Source organism: Streptomyces sp. NPDC037273 (assembly GCF_055603625.1).
This window is the reverse complement of sequence record NZ_JBVJVO010000007.1, coordinates 35,388-52,219: the sequence shown is the minus strand read 5'-3', so window position 1 is coordinate 52,219 and position 16,832 is coordinate 35,388. Positions and strand designations below refer to the sequence as shown.

Below are 16,832 nucleotides of genomic sequence, written 5' to 3'. Positions count from 1 at the left end.
GTGACCGGTGGGGGAGGGGCGGGGTCCACTGGGGGTTCAGTCGAGCGACTGAAGGTGAAGCGACTGCACTGCGGGACGACGGAGGCGGTTCGATGACGACACCCCTGGCCGATTACGCGAAGTTCGCGGGCAAGCGGATAGCGATCGTGGAGCACATGCAGAACCACCCGTTCGTGCTGGGCCTGCGCCAGGCGCGGGAGCACGGGCTCGAGGTGTGGCTGCTGACCGGGGACCGGGACTGGTACACGCACGGGCACGACTGGGACTCGCATCCGCTGGGTGCGGCCGTGGACCGGGTGATCGACGTCGACACGACGGACCTGGAGGCGGTGCTCGCCGAGGTCACCGGGGACGACGGGCGGCCGCTGGTCGACGGGCTCACGTCGTTCTCCGACTATCACACGGTGCTCGCGGCGCGGGCGGCCCGCAGGCTGGGACTGCCGGGGCCGGACCCGGAGGCGGTGGAGACCGCGAACGTCAAGGACCGGCTGAGGGTGGCGCTCGGGGACGTGCCGTACAACATCCCGCACGTGCTGGTCGCGGAGCGGGGGGAGTTGGCCGGGGCGGCCCGGCGGCTCGGCTTCCCGATGATCGCGAAGCCGCCGGCCGAGGCCATCAGTTACGGCGTCCGGCGGGTCGACGACATGGAGCAGCTCGAAGTGGCCTTCGAGGAGCTGAGCGAGGTGCGGCGGAGCCTCCGGGGACAGCCCCGGAGCGGCGAGGTGCTCCTGGAGACGTACGTCGAGGGGGTCGAGGTCAGCGTGGAGACGATGACCGTGGACGGGCACACGCACGTCTTCGGCGTCACCTCCAAGGACCTGTTCGGGGACCCGGCCTACATCGAGTGCGGGCACACCTTCCCCGTACCGCTGCCCGACGAGGAGCGCGACGCGCTGTACTCCGTCGTCATCAGGACGCTGGAGGCGATCGGTTACGACCACGGGCCCTGCCACACCGAGGTGCGGCGCACCGAGACCGGGTGGCGGGTCATCGAGGCCAACCCGCGGACGCCGTCGAGCTGCATGACCATGCTGGTCACCGACGTCACCGGGCGCAGCCCGATCCTGGACGCCTGGCTGCTCACGATCGGGGAGACGCCGCCGATCGAGCCCGTCGTGCACCGGGGCGGGGCGGCCGTGCGGATGATCTACCCGCAGCGGCGCGGCACGCTCGTCCGGGTCGACGGCATCGAGGCCGCGTCCGCCGTGCCCGGCGTACAGGTGCTGCTGCACGTGGAGAAGGGCGACCACCTGCTCCAGCGGATGGACAACTCCTCCTGCGTCGGCTTCACCTACTGCGCGGGACCCGACCGCCTCGAAGCGCAGGCGCTCGCCGACAAGGCCGCCGGATACCTCGACTTCGTCGTCGAGGAGGACGGTCCTGACGCGGCGGACGGCCGGGACGCGGCCGGGCGCCCGTGAGCGGCGACGCGCCGGCGGGAGTGGAACGGCTGGCCGGGGCTGCCGCCCTCGACGAGGCCGGATGGGGCGAGCTGACCGGGCCCGAGGACTTCTTCCAGACCCCGCGCTGGCTCGCCGTACAGGAGCGGAACTCCGGCACCACCATGGACTTCCTGGTGCGCCGGAGGGCCGGGCGGCCGGTGGCGGCGCTGGTCACCGCGTGGGCCGACGCCACGGTGCCGTGGCTGCTCGCGCGCCCCGACGCGATGCTGGCGCGGGGCGTGGAGGAAGGGGACCCCGAGGCGGCGGAACGGCTCCGCGACACGGCCGGCGACGACCCCGCGTCGCTGCTGCCGTCCCTCGTCTGCGGCGGCCGGCACCTGGGCCGCACCCGGCCCCTGACGGGCGCCGACGGGCGGCCCGAGGACGTGGCGGCCCTGGTCGCAGAGGCCGAGGAACTCGCGCGGGCCCGGGGCGCGGCCACCGTCTGCTTCCCGCACGTCGACGAGCGGGACAGCGGCCTGGTGGAGCTGCTGCGGGAGCGCGGCTACCGCTCGCACCCGTCGGCGCACTACGCCTGGCTGCCCGTGCCGCCCGGCGGCTGGGAGCAGTTCCTCGCCGGGATGACCAAGCACCGGCGGCGCCGGGTCCGCCTGGAGCGCCGCGCCCTGGACGAGGCGGGGATCGACGTCAGGATCGAGCGGATCACCCCGGAACTCGCGCCCCGGCTCGGCGAGCTGGACTGCAACCTGCTGCGCAAGTACGGGAATCCGGCCACGCCCGAGCACTCGGCCGGGCTCATCGGCTGGATCGGCGAGGTCATGGGCGAGGACGCCATGGTGTCGGTGGCCCGCAAGGACGGCGTGCCCATCGGCTTCGGGATGGTCCTGCGCAACCGGGCCCGGGGCGGCGAGGAGTGGTTCGGCCACCGCGCCGGCTTCGACTACGAGGCCCAGGGCAAGCTGCCCCTCTACTACGACGTCCTGTACTACCGCGTCCTGGAGGCCGCGGCCGAGCAGGGCGTGAAGGTCCTGCACGCCGGGATCGGCAGCGTCGAGGCCAAACTCGCCCGGGGCTGCCTTGCGGCCCGCGAACACTCCTTCCTCCTCCGGCTCGAAAGGACGCCCCGATGACATCGCCAGGGCCCGTGCCCGTCCGCCGCCCCGGAGCCGGCTGGGACTCCGGCGTCGGAGGGATCGTCAACCCCTCGGACCGGCGCGGCGGAACGCTCCGGCTCGCCTCCTCGGCCGACGTCGACTCGCTCGACCCGGCCCGCACCTACTACGTGTGGGTCTGGCTGCTCCAGCGGATGCTCAACCGGACCCTCATGGCCTACCCGACCGACGCGGGACCCGCCGGGCTCGTCCCGGTCCCCGACCTCGCCGAAGGGCCCGGGGAGGTCGCCGACGGCGGCCGGACCTGGACGTACCGGCTGCGGCGCGGGCTGCGCTACGACGACGGCACCCCGATCACCGCCGCCGACGTCCGCCACGCCGTGCAGCGGGTCTTCGCGCAGGACGTCCTGCCGGGCGGCCCCACCTACCTCATCCCGCTCCTCGACGACCCGGACCGGCCCTACCCGGGGCCGTACCGCACGGACCGGCCGCTGCGGTCCGTGCAGGTCCCCGACGACCACACGATCGTCTTCCGGCTGACCCGGCCCTTCTCCGACTTCGACCACCTGATGGCCCAGCCGTGCACGGCGCCGGTGCCCCGGGCCGCCGACACCGGCGGCGACTACGGCGCCGACCCGCGCTCCAGCGGCCCCTACCGGGTCGCCGAGCACCGGCCGGGGGCGAGCCTGCGGCTCGAACGCAACCCGTACTGGGACCGGGCGACCGACCCGCTGCGGCCCGCGCTGCCGGACCGGGTGGAACTGGCCATCGGCCTGGACGTCGACGAGCTCGACGCCCGGCTGATCGACGGCGAGTTCGACATCAACCTGGAGGGCAGGGGCCTCCAGCACGCGGCCCAGGAACGGGTGACGGGCGACGCCGTGCTGCGCTCGTACACCGACAACCCCCGGACGAGCTTCCTGCACTTCGTCGCCCTCCAGCCGCACATCCCGCCCTTCGGGGACGTGCACGCCCGCCGGGCCGTGCACTACGCGGCCGACAAGATCCTGCTCCAGGAGGCCCGCGGCGGACCGGTCACCGGCGGCGACCTGACCACCGCGCTCTTCCCGCCCCGGCTGCCCGCGCACCAGGACCTCGACCCCTACCCGACCGGACCCGACCTGCGCGGCGACCTGGCGGCGGCGCGGGCCGAACTGGCCGCCGCGGGGCTCCCCGACGGCTTCGAGGCGGTGATCGGCACCCAGCGCGGCAAGTTCCGTCTGGTCGCCGACGCGCTCGCCGAGTCGGTGGCCCGGGTCGGCATCCGGCTCACCGTCAAGGAACTCGACGTCGCCACGTACTTCAGCCTCGGCGCCGGACACCCCGGAACCGTGCGCCGGCACGGGCTCGGACTGATCGTCACCGACTGGGGCGCCGACTTCCCCACCGAGTACGGCTTCCTCGCCCCGCTCGTCGACGGCCGCCAGATCCGGCGCAACGGCGGCAACTGGAACCTCCCCGAACTCGACGACCCCGTCGTCAACGGCCTGATCGACGAGACCCTCCACAGCACCGACCCGGAGGAGCGCGCCACCCGCTGGCGGGCCGTCGAACGCCGGGTCATGGAGCACGCCGTCCTGCTGCCCCTCGTCCACGACAAGACCCTGCACTTCCGCAACCCCTGGGTCACCAACGTCTACGTCCACCCCGCCTTCGGCCTGTACGACATCCAGGCCATGGGCCTAGGGCCTGTCTGACCATGCCCGTCGGGTCCGGCCCGCCCGGCACGCACGCTCGCCGCACGGCCGAAACGCCCAAGTAGCTCCTTCCCCAAGCTCTCGGCTCCGCTCGAGCAGGGGAGACCCCAAACGAGGGCGCCTCGGCCGCACGCCGATCGCACGCACCGAACGACCCGGCCTGATCCGACGCGCATGGTCAGACAGGCCCTACCCACGACGCCCCCTCCGCACCCACCCGTAAGGAAGCCGAATGACCGACGCCCCCCGCGACCTGGAGTTCGTGCCGCTCGGCGCGGACGACGACGAGACGGTCGGGCAGTGGCTCGACCTGGTGGCCGTGGCGACCGCCGCGGGTCCGAGGTCCGCGCCGCCGTGCAATGTGGACCTGGTCGGCTCGCTGAGGTTCGCGCCGCCCGCCACCGTCCTCGACGACTGGGTGGTACGCAGCGAGGGCCGCGTGGTGGGCGCCCTGCGCCTCGCGCTGCCCGAGGGCGCGCCGTCCGCGCGGGTGGACCAGCTGCTCGTCCACCCCGCGCTGCGGCGCCGCGGCATCGGCCGGGCGCTGCACGACCACGCGCTCTCGCTGGCCCGCAAGCACGGGCGGAGCTCGCTCGCCGCGACGGTCGTCGAGAGCCTGCCGGACGGCCCGCCGCAGGACCCGGCGGCCGCCGCGTTCGCCGCCGCGACGGGCGCGCGCCCGGCCGGGGTGCCGGCGGGCGTGCACCAGTGGCTCGACCTGCGCCGGCACGACCCGCTGGCCGACGGGGTGCCCGCCACGCCCGAGGGGTACTCCCTGGTCACCTGGGGCACCATCACGCCCGACGAGCACGCCGTGCCGGTCTCGCGGCTCGAACTGTCCCTGGGCGACGCGAACCCCGACCCGGCCGAGGCGGACGTCCGCACCAGCTACGCCCGGCAGTTCGAGACCATGCGGGTCGGCCGGGGCCGGCGGGCCCACCACACCGGCGTGGTGCACACGGCGAGCGGCACCCTCGCCGGCTACACCAGCGTGTCCAAGACCTCGGGCAACCCCGAGTACGCCCTCCAGGGCATGACGGTCGTGCACCGCGACCACCGCGGCCACCGCCTCGGCCTGCTCCTCAAGCTCGCCAACCTGGCCCAGGTGCTGCGGAACGAGCCCGGGGTGCGGCTGATCGAGACGGCCAACGCCGAGGACAACCACCCGGTGATCGCCCTCAACGCGGCGATGGGCTTCGAGCCCTACGACCGCTGGGTGTTCTGGACCCGCGACGTCGCCCCGGAGTGACCGGGAGCCGCCGGGGCCGCGGGCCCCGGCGGACCGGGCCGGGCCCCCGCCGTCCCGCCGGCCGGGGCCCGGCCCTTCGTCGTGCCCACGAGGACGCCGACGACGACCGTCACGCTGGCCACCGCCGACCAGACGGAGAGCCGCTCGCCGAGGAAGATCCACGCCACCGCGACGGCCACCACCGGCACCAGCATGGAGAACGGGGCGACCGTCCCCGCCTCGTACCGCTTCAGCAGGGTCGTCCAGATCCCGGAGCCGACCACCGTGCCCGCGAGCGAGGTGTAGAGCAGCGCCACCAGGCCGGCCGCCCCGGCGGGGCCGAAGGACTCGCCGAGCGCCCGCCAGCCGGTGGCCGGGCCTTCGAGGAGCGCGGAGAGGGCGAGCAGCGGCAGCGGCGGCACGACGGACATCCACAGCGCGAAGCGCAGCGGATGGTCGGGGCGGGCCTGGCGGCTCGCGACGTTGCCCATCGCCCAGCCGAGCGCGGCGAGCAGAGTGAGCAGCAGCGGCAACAGGGCGGCGCCCCGGGCCCGTTCGACCGCTATCGCCGTCATGCCGAGCACCGCGAGCACGATGCCGACCACCTGGCGGCGGCTGATCCGCTCGCCGAACAGCAGGCCGAGCAGCATGGTGAACGGGGCCGAGGCCTGCACCACCACCGAGGCCTGCCCGGACGGCATGCCGAGGTCGATGGCGAGGAAGAGCAGCGCGAACTGCACGACGCCGAAGCCGAGCCCGTAGATCACCAGCCAGCGTGCCGCGACCTTGGGGCGCGGCACGAACAGGACCACGGGCACCGCGAGGACGAGGAAGCGCATCGCGGAGAGGAACACCGGCGGGAAGTGGTCGAGCCCGATCCGTACGGCCAGGAAGTTCAGCCCCCACAGCACGGCGACGAGCACCGCGAGCAGCCGGTCCCTGACGCTCACCGGGCGGGGCTTCCGGCGGGCTCGCCCGCACCGTCACCGGACGGCCCCGGGCCCGCCGTGAGCAGGCCGGACTCGATGATCCGGCGGCCCGCCCCGCGCAGGAACACCCCGTCGCCGATGAGCTTCTGCTCGGCGGCGGCCTGCCGCAGCACCACCGCCCACGCCTCGCCCGCCCGGTCCTGGACCAGCCAGCAGAAGGTCATCACCCCCGGGCTCGAACCGGCCTTGAAGTAGACCCGCGACCAGCGGTCCCGGTCCACCGGCACCCCGGGATAGGCGGTGAGGATCTCCTCCACGACCCCGGTGGCATCCCGCTCGCTGTCCTGCCGGAGCCCCTCGAGCACCCGCAGCACGTCATAGGCGTCCATGTACCAGTCCAGGCCCAGCTGGTGCACCGTCTCGCCCAGGTCGCCGATGCCGACCGTGACCGGTCCGGCGATCTCGCGCAGCAGCTCGCGCCGGCCCCGCTCGTCCCGCCGCGCCCACTCGGCGCGCCGCCCGGGATCGCCCCAGCCGAGCTCGAAGACCTCGTGGCTGGTGAGGAACGGGCGCAGCAGGTTCGGGTCGTGGTGCCCGGCCGGGCCGAGCGCGGCCTCCACGGCGGGCCGGCCGAGGAGGTCCATGAGCAGGTCGGCGGCCGTGTTGTCGCTGAGCGCGATCATCTTGTGAGCCGTCTCGCGCACCGACACCCTTGCCCCGTCCGGGAGTTCCTGCATGTCGCCGGTGGGCAGACTGCGCAGGGCGGGCGTCACGGTGACCTCGTCGTCCCAGCGGACCCGGCCCTCGTCGACCGCGACGAACAGCGCGCGGAGCACGTACAGCTTGTACACCGAACCGGTGGGCATCGGGGTGCTCGCGGCCGACTCGTGGAGCACGACCGGGCCGCCGGGGGTGATCCGGGCGGCGAGCACGGAGTGGTCCACGCCGGGGGTGCGCAGCAGGTCCTCGACCTCGTCCCAGCTGTTCACCTCGGGTATCAGCGTCTCGGGCTGGAAGGTGAGGAGGCGCACCAGGCCGCTGGAGTCGAGGGTCAGCGACAGCAGCTGCCGTACTCCGTCGCCGCCGCTCAGCGTGACCCAGCCCTTGTGGGCGACCGGCTCGTACGCCTCGATCGTGAACGGCCCCTTCTCCCGCCACTCCTTGAGCCGCTGGGTGAAGCCCCCGCCGAGTCCGAACGGGAAGGAGGGCACGAAGCGCCCGACGATGGCCTCCTCGCCGGCGAGACCGGGCGCCGTGAGCAGGTCGACCGCCCAGCGGGCCGCCTCGCCCATGGCGGAGGGGTCGGCGGCGAGCGCCGCCTCGGCGGCGGACGGGGCGGTACCGGCAGCGTCGTTCATCATCGCTCCTCAGGCCTCGGTGACCGTGATGGCCGCGCACGGGCACAGCTCGGCGGACAGCCGGGCGCCCTCGTGCAGCTCGGGTGGGGGAGTGGCGTTCAGCAGGATCACGGTCCCGGTGGCGGGGTCCTGGTCGAAGAGCGCGGGCGCGGTGGCGGCGCAGCGGCCCATGGCGCAGCAGGCCTCCGGGTCGACCGTGACGGTGAGCCGGTCCACGGCGCTCACCAGGTGACGGGGAGGGCGCCGAGGCCGTAACTCGACACCTCGTGGCGGAAGTCCAGTTCGTCGAACGGGACGGCGAGCCGCGCGCCGGGCATCCAGCGCAGCACCGCGGCGAGGATCTCCTCCAGTTCGACGCGGGCGAGCCACTGGCCCAGGCACTGGTGCATGCCGTGGCCGAAGGCGAGGTGCCGGCGGGCGTCGCGGTGCGGGTCGATGCGGTCCGGGTCGGGGAACACCGCCTCGTCCCGGTTGCCCGCCGACAGCGAAAGCACCACGCCCTCGCCGGCTTTGATGGTGACGTCGTCGAGCTCGACGTCCTCGATCGCGGCCCGCGCCAGACCGTTCTGCACGATCGAGTGGAAGCGCAGCAGCTCGTCCACCGCCTGGGGCAGCAGCTCGGAGTCCTTCGCGAGCGCCTCGGCCAGGTGCGGGTCGGTCAGCAGGCTCAGCAGGCTGAGGCTGGCCTGGCTGGTGGTCGTGCCGTGGCCGGCCACCAGGAGCAGCCGGCACATCGGGACCAGTTCCTCGACGGTCAGGTTGCCCGGGCGGACCTGGTCGAGCACCAGCCGGCTGATCAGGTCGGCGCCGGGGTCGGCAAGCCGCTCCTCGACCAACTCGCGCAGATAGCCGTCGAGTTCGTCACGGGCGGTGCCGACCTGGTCGGGGGTGTAGCCGCGGTCGATGAGGATCGCGCTGCGGCTCTCGATGAACTCGCGGCGGTCGTCGCCCGCCCCGAAGAGGAGGGTGATGACCCGGGAGGGCACCGGAATGGTCAGCCCCTGCACCAGGTCGACCGGCCGCTCCCCGGCCACCAGCTTCGCCAGCGTCTCGTCCAGGAGTTCGCGCACCGCGGGCCGCAGCGCCTCGGCCCTGCGGGTCAGGAAGTCGCGGGTGAGCATGGAGCGCAGCCGGGAGTGCTCCGGGTCGTCCATGCGGATGAAGGAGGCCGACTTCGGGTTCGCCCGCACCAGCGGCGAGGTGCGGGTCAGCATCGGGAAGCCGGGCGCGCTGGTGACCGCGGTGAGGCGGCGGTCGCCGAGCAGGGACCGTACGGCGGCGTGTGAGGTCACCAGCCACACCTCGCTGCCGTCCCACAGGCTGACCCGGCTCGCGGCCCTCCCGGCCCGCAACTCGGCGAGCCCCGGCGGGGGATCCACCGGGGAGACGCGGGGCATCGGGTACGCCGACGCCTCCTGTCGCTGTCGAGGAGCTGCCTCGCTCATCATCCACCGCCCAATCGGTGCACACGGACCGGCATGTCGTCGTACGGCCAATCTGCCGGAGCGCGGAACGCCGTGCCCGGGCACCTTCCGCCGGTCGCATAACCCGGCCGGAACAGGCATAACCAGAACGGTCATGAGGGGTCCGCCGGCTTCGTATTCTCCGGAAATCCGTACGCCGGAAATTCCGTCGCTCAGGACGGCGGCGACCACATGGGGAGAGACGATGGCCGCACTGCAGGGGAAGGTCGCGCTCGTCACCGGGGCGAGCTCGGGCATCGGCGAGGCCACGGCCAGGATGCTGGCGGCCGAGGGCGCCGCCGTCGCCGTCGCCGCCCGCCGGGTGGACCGGCTGCGCGCGCTCGCCGACGAACTGACCGCCGCCGGGGCGAAGGTCCACGTCGTCGAGCTGGACGTGACCGACGCGGCCGCCGCCGAGGAGGCTGTGCGCTCCACCGCCGAGGCGCTCGGCGGCCTCGACATCCTGGTCAACAACGCGGGCCTGATGCTGCTCGGGCCCATCGAGGACGCCGACCTCACCGACTGGACCCGCATGATCGACACCAATGTCCTCGGCGTCCTGCACATGACCCGGGCCGCCCTGCCGCAGCTGCTGCGCAGCAAGGGGATCATCGTGCAGATGTCCTCCATCGCGGGCCGCACGGTCGTCCGCAACGCCGGTGTCTACCAGGCCACCAAGTTCGCCGTGGGCGCCTTCAGCGAGACGCTGCGCCAGGAGGTCACCGAGCGCGGAGTGCGCGTGGTGCTCATCGAACCCGGCACCACCGACACCGAGTTGCGCACCCACATCACCCACGCCCCGACCAAGGCGGCCTTCGAGGACCGGATCGGGAAGATCCGCAGGCTGCACGCCGCCGACGTCGCCGAGGCCGTCCGCTACGCCGTGACCGCACCGCCGCACGCCACCGTCCAGGAGATCCTGGTCCGCCCGACCGACCAGGCCTGACCCGGCGCGCCCGGCTATCGCGCCGGTCTCCGCGCGCTCTCGGCCCACCGCGGCGAGGAGCGGCAGAAGAGGACCGCCTGCCATGATCGATTCCGCAATTCCAGAAAAGCGACGGGCAATTCGACGTCGATTCTTCGATGGAAAAGGGAAGCGAAATTGTCTCTCTTGGTGGAGTGGGAGCCGGTCGCCGACAGGGTGGAATCGCTGTCCGCCATCAGTCGGCACGATCTGTCCTTGCTGGCCGCGGTGGGACAGTACGGGGACATCGCCGAGGTGGCCCGGCGCGCGGGCGCCCGGCACAGCACGGTGGACCGCCGGCTCGACCGGCTCGACCGGGCCGTCGGCGCCCCGCTGACCCTCCGCGGCCTGCACACCGCCCGGCTGACGTCGGCGGGCTCCCGCCTGCTCGTCGCCGGGCGCCGCTTCTTCCGCCGGATCGACCTCGCCGCGCGCACCCAGCTGCTCGGCCACCGCTCCGAGGCCGTCGACGCCCCCGAGGTCCTCTCGCTGGCCGCCACGGCACCGCTCCTGGAGGACGTGGTGGAGGACGCGGCTGCCACCCTCGGCCTGCTGCTCGCGGTCCGCCACGCGGAGCCGAGCCAGGTGACCGCGCACCTCACCGACTACCTCGTCGACGCGGCCTACACCTGGACCACCGACGCGCCCTGCCACGCGCCGGAGCGGCCGGCCAGGACCCACGAGGTCCTCGACGACCCGCTGTGGGCCGTCCTGCCGAGGGACCACCCGCTGGCCGGCCGGCCCCAGATCTCCCTCGCCGACCTGCGGGACGAGACCTGGGTGTCGGAGTCGGGGCCCGCCTCCGAGATCCTGGTGGCCCGGGTGTTCCAGACGGCCGGTCTGCCGGCGCCCGCGCGGCTCCAGGTCGCCGACGCCTCGGTGGTCCGCGGCATCCTCAGCCGCGGGGACGCGATCGGCCTCGGCTCGCCCGCCCATCCGGCCGCGCACGCGCCCTCCCTGGTGCGCCGCTCGCTGGTGGAGCGACCGCGCCGCACGGTGAGTCTGCTCGCCGACCCCACGGTCGTCCCGCCCGCGCTCGCCGCCCGGCTCGCCGCCCTGATCGCCCGCGGCCATCTGCGCCGCTTCGCCGCCCACCATCGCGACTTGCTCGACGAGCCCTGGTGGAGCCGGTGGCACGCCGAGCAGACCAGGCGGCACAGCGACCCGGCCGTGAACGGCGAGCGGGAGGGCGCCGCTGCGGCGCCGGCCGAGGGGCGGAAGCTGGACGTGGAGGACCTCCACCTCCTGAAGGCCGTGGCGCGGCACGGCAGCATCAACCGGGCGGCGGCGGTGCTCTCCATCAGCCAGTCGGCGCTGACCCGGCGCATCCACCGCCTCGAACAGGCCCTGGGCGCCCGGCTGCTGCTGCGCAGCCCGCGGGGCACCAGCCTGACCGGGCCGACCCGCCGGTTCCTGAGCCTGCTGGACGGGTACGAGGCCGACTTCCGGGAGGCGGCCGTCGCGTGCCGGGCCCATCCGGCCGGCTCCGGCCCGCCGTATCGCGGGGCCGGGGCCGGCCGGGCGGTGACTCAGCTCGCGCCGAGCGCCACGTAGTCGTACATCCCGAAGGAGCCGGTGACGTAGACGTTCCGGGTGTCCGGGTGGCGGTAGAGCAGGGAGCGCGGGTAGAGGTAGGGGACGATCACCGCGTGCTCCATCGTCAGCCGGTCGATGCGGTGCCAGATCTCGGCGCGCCGCACCGGGTCGGCGGACCGCGCGCCCTCGTCGAGGAGGGCGTTGATCTCGGGGTCGTCGAGCTCGCCCATGTTCTGGTTGCCGCGCTCCTTGATGGACCGGCCGTCGACGATCTCCTTGAAGAAGCCGTAGCCGTCGGGGAAGTCGGCGCCCCAGCCGAACATGATGATCCCGATGCCGTGCTCGCGGAGGTACGCGGGGCAGCCGCCGTAGAGGTCGAAGTAGTCGCCGGACGGGAAGTCCACCACCTCGGCCTCGATGCCGACCCGGGCGAGTCCGGCCGCCAGGGCCTCGGCGGCCCGGTACTCCTTGAGCCGGTCCTTGCGGGCGGCGATCCGGGTGCGGAAGCCGTCCGGCAGGCCGGCCGCCTTCAGTTCGGCGCGGGCGGCGTCCAGGTCGCCGGTGGCGTCCGGGCCGACCGGGTAGCGGTCGAAGGGCCGGTAGCCGTCGAGGGTCGGCGGCAGCAGGGTGGTGGCGACGTCGCCGCCGACCGGCCCGCCGTACGCCAGCTGCATCGCGGCCTTGTCGGTGGCGTACTGCACGGCCCGCCGGCAGTGGACGTCGTCGAACGGGGCGACGTTGCTCGACAGGCAGTAGATCCAGGTGAAGCCGGTGAGCGGGTTGTCGGCGTGGGCGCGCAGCGCCGGGTCGGCGAGGATCCGCTCCTGCGTCGAGGGCTGCACCCCGAACCCGGCCAGGTCGACGTGCGCCTCGCCGGCGAGCAGCATCCGGTCCACCTCGTGCGGGTCCTTGCCCAGGTGGACCTCGATGCGCCCGGCCCGCCGGACGCGGACCGGGTCGGTGGCCTGGTCCCAGTGCGGGTTGGGCTCCAGGACGGCGAGCTGTCCGCGGGTGTAGGAGGCGACCCGGTACGGGCCGGTGGCCACCGGGCCGAGCCGGTAGTCGGCGCCGGTGTCCCGGTCCCGGGGCACCGGGGTGGTGCTGGGCATCGTCGCGAGCAGGTCGAGGCCGGCGAAGGGTTCGAGCAGCCGGAAGACGAGGGTGCGCTCGTCGGGGGTCTCCAGGGTGACCGGGCCGTCGGTGCCGGGCTCCCGCCACGGGCCGCCGTAGTCGGTGCCGAGCAGGTGGCGGAAGTAGGTCGGCCCGGCGCCGAGCACGTCGGTGCCGTAATTGCTGCGCGCGATGGCGTACTTGACGTCCGCGGAGGTGACGGGCGTGCCGTCCTCGTACTTCAGCCCCTCGCGCAGCCGGTACGTCCACACCCGGCCGCCCTCGGAGGGCTCGCCGAGCGACTCGGCGAGGTCAGGCACCAGGCGCTGGCCGTCCTTGCCGGGGGCGGTGTCGAAGGTGACCAGGGTCCGGCCGACGAGCCGGAGGAAGTTCCAGGTGTAGGCGTAGTACGTGTTGCCGGGGTCCAGCGAGTCGAAGTCGTCCGTGCGGGCGAGCCGGAGCGTGCCGCCCGGGACGTCGGTGGGGCCGACGACACCCCGTACGGCGGCGTCGAACCCCCGGCCTTCCCCGTCACCCTGGTCCGCGGTCCTCGACCGAGTGGTCTCCATGATCCTCCAGTCTTCGTCGCGATGCCGTCCGTCCCATCCTGGGGCGGGGGCGGGCGGGGGAGGAGGTGCGGCGGACCGTACGCATAGCCCGGGGGCGGGTCGGCATATCCCGGCGGGCCCGGGGCGGGGCCGTGGCCGCCGCCCCGCGCCGGGCGGATCAGGTGGTGTACTCCGAGTTGAGGCGCACGTAGCCCTCGGTGAGGTCGCAGCCGTAGACGGTGAAGGACCCGTCGGCGATGCCCAGGTCGATGCCGATGACGACCTCGTCGCCCTTCAGGTGCTCGGCGACGGCGTCGCGCAGCGCGTCCTCGTCCTCGGCGCCCCCGGCGCGCGGCGGGTAGACCTCGACGGCGCCGAAGCGGACGGTGACCCGCTCCTGGTCGATGTCGGTGTCCTCGGAGCACTTGCCGATGGCCATGGTGACCCGGCCCCAGTTGGGGTCGCTGCCGTGCACCGCGGTCTTCACCAGCGGGGAGTTGACCACGGCCTTGCCCACCCGCTTGGCCTGGGCGGCGTCGCGGGCGCCGGTGACCTGGACCTCGATGAGCTTGCTCGCGCCCTCGCCGTCGCTCGCGATGTCCTTCACCAGGGCCAGCGCGACGGTGTACAGCGCCTCCTCGAAGGCGGCCGGGTCCACCTCGCCGGCCAGCCCGTTGGCGAAGAGGGCCGCCGTGTCGCTGGTGGAGGTGTCGGTGTCGATGCTGACCGCGTTGAAGGTCCGGTCCATCACCCTGCGGAAGATCCGGTCCTGCTCCTCGGCGTCGAGCCGGGCGTCCGTGGCGAAGAACGTGAGGAGCGTCGCCATGTCGGGCTCCATCATGCCGACGCCCTTGGCGATGCCCACCAGGGTGGCCTCGCCGATCCGCGCCGAGACCTGCTTGGGCCGGGTGTCGGTGGTCATGATCGCGCGGGCCGCCCGGTCGAAACCGCCCTCGGGGAACGGCGTCGCGAGCGTCTTGAGGTGCTGCCGGATCTTCTCCATCGGGTACTGGCGGCCGATCACCCCGGTGGAGGCGATGAGGAGTTCGCCCTCCGGTACGCCGAGGGTGCGCGCGACGGACTCGCGGACCTCGCGCGCGTTGGCCTCGCCGTCGCGTCCGGTGGCGACGTTGGCGTTGCGCGCGAGGACCACGACCCCCTGGGCCCGGCCGTCGGCCACGGCCTCGCGGCTCAGCAGGACGCTCGGTCCGGCGAACCGGGAGCGGGTGAAGACCGCGCTCACCGTGGCGGGGGCGGTGGAGGCGAGCACGGTGAAGTCGTCGCGGCCGTCGTCGGCCAGTCCCACCGGTGCCGTGTGGACGACGAATCCCCGCGGTGCGTGCGGTGTGGGCTCGGACATGAAGGCGTCTCCTGTCACGCGGATGGCGGGGCGACGGCGGGTCCGGCACCCCACTGCATCAATTCCAGGTTCTCAGCATATCTATGCATCGAGGGTGTGTGTGAGGGCGCGCCCCGCCACCGAAGAGGCGGCGGGGCGCGCCCGGAGGAGCGGAAGGGTCACCGGCGAGGCGTGAAGGCGACGACGTCGCCCGCCCGCTCACCACCGGAGAGCTGACCGTTGCGCTCGGTACGGATGTAGACGCGGTGCAGCCAGCGGTCCTCGCCGTCCCACCGCGGGGAGAACGGCGTACGCGCGTGCGTGGTCCGGAAGTTGTCGATGATCAGCACGTCGCCCGGGGTCAGCTTCACCCCGGTCGTCACATCGTCCAGGGCCTGCGAGAGCGCCGCAACGGCCTCCTTGTCCCGCGGGTCCTCCGGCGCGAGCAGCTCACGGTCGTACCCCAGGAAGGGGTCCCGCTCGTCTCCGTAGAGCGGCTTCACGTCCGCGATGGCGCCCGGGTCCTCCTCGCCGCCGCGGAAGGCCACGTCGACACAGCAGGGCATCGCCCGGTCGAAGAGCCGCGCCCGGGTCTCCGCGTCGAGCAGCGGCAGCGCCTTGCGGACCGAGCCGACCAGCGTCTCCGCCCGCCGCTCGTGGTCCGCCCGGGAGCAGGCCAGCATCACGTAGTTCGGCTGGAGGACGTGGTACGCCATCTCGGTGTGGAACTCCAGCGTGGTCTCGGAGGTCTCCGAGGACAGGTAGTGCGCGCCCGGCGACGGGTACACGTCGTGGTAGACCGTGCCGGAGCGCAGCTCCTTGTACCCGGTGTGCAGACCGAGCCGGCGCCCGGCCAGCGCCAGCATCGCCTCCATGACGAACAGCGGCCGGTCGAGCGGCGCCGGTGTCGTGGTCGGGGTGTCGGGCAGTTCGGAGGGGTCGACGGGCAGCCCGCGCAGCAGCAGGTAGCCGTCGTGGTTGCCCTCGGCGTTGAACGAGTCGAGGGCGGAGGCCAGCTCCCCGGGCAGCTCCGCGGCCAGTTCCTTCGCCTGGTCGAGGAAGTCGTACAGATCCGCGCGGGGCACCCGGGGCAGCCGCCCGGCGAGGCCGAGCAGCGCGTCGCGGTGGGGCGTGCAGTCGATGATCGGAGAAGCCATGACGCCGTGTCTCCTTACCTACTTCTGGATCCGATGGGCGCGGGCGTACTGGTAGAGCAGCTCCGCGCCGATTTCCGTGGCGAGCACGGAGGTGATCCCGCCGTGGTCGTAGAGCGGGGACACCTCCATCACGTCGAAGCCGACCGGCTTGAGGTCCCCCACGCACCGCAGCAGCCCGAGCACCTCGCGGGAGCTCAGACCGCCCGGCGCGGGCGTGCCCGTACCGGGGGCGAAGGCGGGGTCGACCACGTCGACGTCGACGGACACGTAGACGGGCCGGCCCTTGATCCGCTCGCGGACCAGATCGGCGGTCCCGCGCACTCCCAGCTCGGCGAACTCGTCCGCGGTGACCACGCGCACTCCGTTGTCACGGGCGTAGTCGAGCGAGTCCGGCTTCGGGTTGTGGCCGCGGATGCCGATCTGGACCATGGCGTGGGGATCGATGAGCTTCTCGTCGATCCCGTGCCGGAACGGGGTGCCGTGGTGGTAGAGCCCGCCGTAGAAGGCGGGGTTGGTGTCGGAGTGCGCGTCCAGGTGGAGCACGGCCAGCGGGCCGTGCTGCTCGGCGACCGCGCGCAGGGCGGCCACGGTCAGCGAATGGTCGCCGCCCAGCATCAGGAAGGCCGCGTTGGCCTTCAGCAGATGGGCCAGGTGCTTCTGCGCCGTGTCGATCGCGATGTTCATGTCGAAGGGGGTGAGGTCCATGTCCCCGCCGTCGACGCAGTTGATCAGGTCGAAGGTGCCGGGGCCGCGGTCGATGCCGACCCCGTGGATGAGCCCCGACTCGTTGCGGATCGCCCGCGGGCCGAACCGGGCTCCGGGGCGGTAGCTCGTACCCCCGTCGTACGGGGCGCCGATCACCACGACGTCGTGGCCGCGGGGGTCCCGGTCGTGCGGCAGCCGCATGAACGTGGGGATCTGGGCGTAGCGGGGTGAGACGTGCGAGTCGATGCGCTCCACGGCTTCACACCTCCTGGAAGTCGACGAC

General features: G+C 73.5%; 14 protein-coding genes. 6 read left to right on the top strand and 8 right to left on the bottom strand.

The window, feature by feature from the left end:
• The first annotated feature begins 92 nt into the window (after positions 1-92).
• From ACZ7G1_RS19885 to ACZ7G1_RS19870, 4 genes are all read left to right on the top strand, one after another.
• The gene (locus ACZ7G1_RS19885; RefSeq protein WP_470873218.1) at positions 93-1,421 is read left to right on the top strand and encodes an ATP-grasp domain-containing protein; all 1,329 of its coding nucleotides are present in this window, start codon (positions 93-95) and stop codon (positions 1,419-1,421) included.
• Positions 1,418-2,533 (top strand): GNAT family N-acetyltransferase, encoded by a 1,116-nt coding sequence (locus ACZ7G1_RS19880; RefSeq protein ID WP_470873220.1) that lies wholly within the window; start codon positions 1,418-1,420, stop codon positions 2,531-2,533. The genes ACZ7G1_RS19885 and ACZ7G1_RS19880 overlap by 4 nt, the downstream gene beginning before the upstream one ends.
• A complete protein-coding gene (locus tag ACZ7G1_RS19875) occupies positions 2,530-4,212 on the top strand; it encodes an ABC transporter substrate-binding protein (RefSeq protein WP_470873221.1) in 1,683 nt (560 codons plus the stop codon). Before ACZ7G1_RS19880 ends, ACZ7G1_RS19875 begins: the two co-directional genes overlap by 4 nt.
• Before the next feature lie 232 nt (positions 4,213-4,444).
• Positions 4,445-5,461, top strand: a complete 1,017-nt coding sequence (locus ACZ7G1_RS19870) for a GNAT family N-acetyltransferase (protein ID WP_470873222.1) — start codon at positions 4,445-4,447, stop codon at positions 5,459-5,461.
• Here ACZ7G1_RS19870 and ACZ7G1_RS19865 read toward each other — a convergent pair.
• The 4 genes from ACZ7G1_RS19865 to ACZ7G1_RS19850 are packed head-to-tail and all read right to left on the bottom strand — an operon-like array spanning position 5,416 to position 9,124.
• Positions 5,416-6,390, bottom strand: a complete 975-nt coding sequence (locus tag ACZ7G1_RS19865; RefSeq protein ID WP_470873224.1) for an EamA family transporter — start codon at positions 6,388-6,390, stop codon at positions 5,416-5,418. The two genes, ACZ7G1_RS19870 and ACZ7G1_RS19865, sit on opposite strands and share 46 nt — an antisense overlap.
• On the bottom strand, positions 6,387-7,730 hold the full coding sequence (locus ACZ7G1_RS19860) for a serine hydrolase (protein ID WP_470873226.1): 1,344 nt from the start codon (positions 7,728-7,730) through the stop codon (positions 6,387-6,389). The genes ACZ7G1_RS19865 and ACZ7G1_RS19860 overlap by 4 nt, the downstream gene beginning before the upstream one ends.
• A 6-nt stretch (positions 7,731-7,736) precedes the next feature.
• Positions 7,737-7,952, bottom strand: coding sequence for a ferredoxin (locus ACZ7G1_RS19855; RefSeq protein WP_470873228.1), 216 nt, complete (start codon positions 7,950-7,952; stop codon positions 7,737-7,739).
• Positions 7,949-9,124 carry a cytochrome P450 gene (locus ACZ7G1_RS19850; RefSeq protein ID WP_470873229.1) on the bottom strand — a complete coding sequence of 392 codons (1,176 nt, stop codon included), beginning with the start codon at positions 9,122-9,124 and terminating at the stop codon, positions 7,949-7,951. Before ACZ7G1_RS19850 ends, ACZ7G1_RS19855 begins: the two co-directional genes overlap by 4 nt.
• Before the next feature lie 271 nt (positions 9,125-9,395).
• Here ACZ7G1_RS19850 and ACZ7G1_RS19845 point away from each other — a divergent pair, with 271 nt between their 5' ends.
• Both ACZ7G1_RS19845 and ACZ7G1_RS19840 read left to right on the top strand, forming a co-directional pair.
• Positions 9,396-10,136 carry an SDR family NAD(P)-dependent oxidoreductase gene (locus tag ACZ7G1_RS19845; protein ID WP_470873230.1) on the top strand — a complete coding sequence of 247 codons (741 nt, stop codon included), beginning with the start codon at positions 9,396-9,398 and terminating at the stop codon, positions 10,134-10,136.
• Between the two features lie 156 nt (positions 10,137-10,292).
• On the top strand, positions 10,293-11,708 hold the full coding sequence (locus tag ACZ7G1_RS19840; protein ID WP_470873232.1) for a LysR family transcriptional regulator: 1,416 nt from the start codon (positions 10,293-10,295) through the stop codon (positions 11,706-11,708).
• On the opposite strand, the gene ACZ7G1_RS19835 is transcribed toward ACZ7G1_RS19840, so the two are convergent.
• The 4 genes from ACZ7G1_RS19835 to speB form a co-directional block, all read right to left on the bottom strand.
• Positions 11,684-13,369 (bottom strand): ABC transporter substrate-binding protein, encoded by a 1,686-nt coding sequence (locus ACZ7G1_RS19835; RefSeq protein ID WP_470873234.1) that lies wholly within the window; start codon positions 13,367-13,369, stop codon positions 11,684-11,686. The genes ACZ7G1_RS19840 and ACZ7G1_RS19835 overlap by 25 nt on opposite strands.
• Positions 13,370-13,526: 157 nt before the next feature.
• Positions 13,527-14,708, bottom strand: coding sequence for a bifunctional glutamate N-acetyltransferase/amino-acid acetyltransferase ArgJ (gene argJ, locus ACZ7G1_RS19830; RefSeq protein WP_470873235.1), 1,182 nt, complete (start codon positions 14,706-14,708; stop codon positions 13,527-13,529).
• Positions 14,709-14,866: 158 nt separating this feature from the next.
• On the bottom strand, positions 14,867-15,844 hold the full coding sequence (gene cs1, locus ACZ7G1_RS19825) for a clavaminate synthase Cs1 (protein ID WP_470873237.1): 978 nt from the start codon (positions 15,842-15,844) through the stop codon (positions 14,867-14,869).
• 18 nt (positions 15,845-15,862) lie between these two features.
• On the bottom strand, positions 15,863-16,804 hold the full coding sequence (gene speB / locus ACZ7G1_RS19820) for an agmatinase (RefSeq protein ID WP_470873239.1): 942 nt from the start codon (positions 16,802-16,804) through the stop codon (positions 15,863-15,865).
• Between the last annotated feature and the right edge of the window lie 28 nt (positions 16,805-16,832).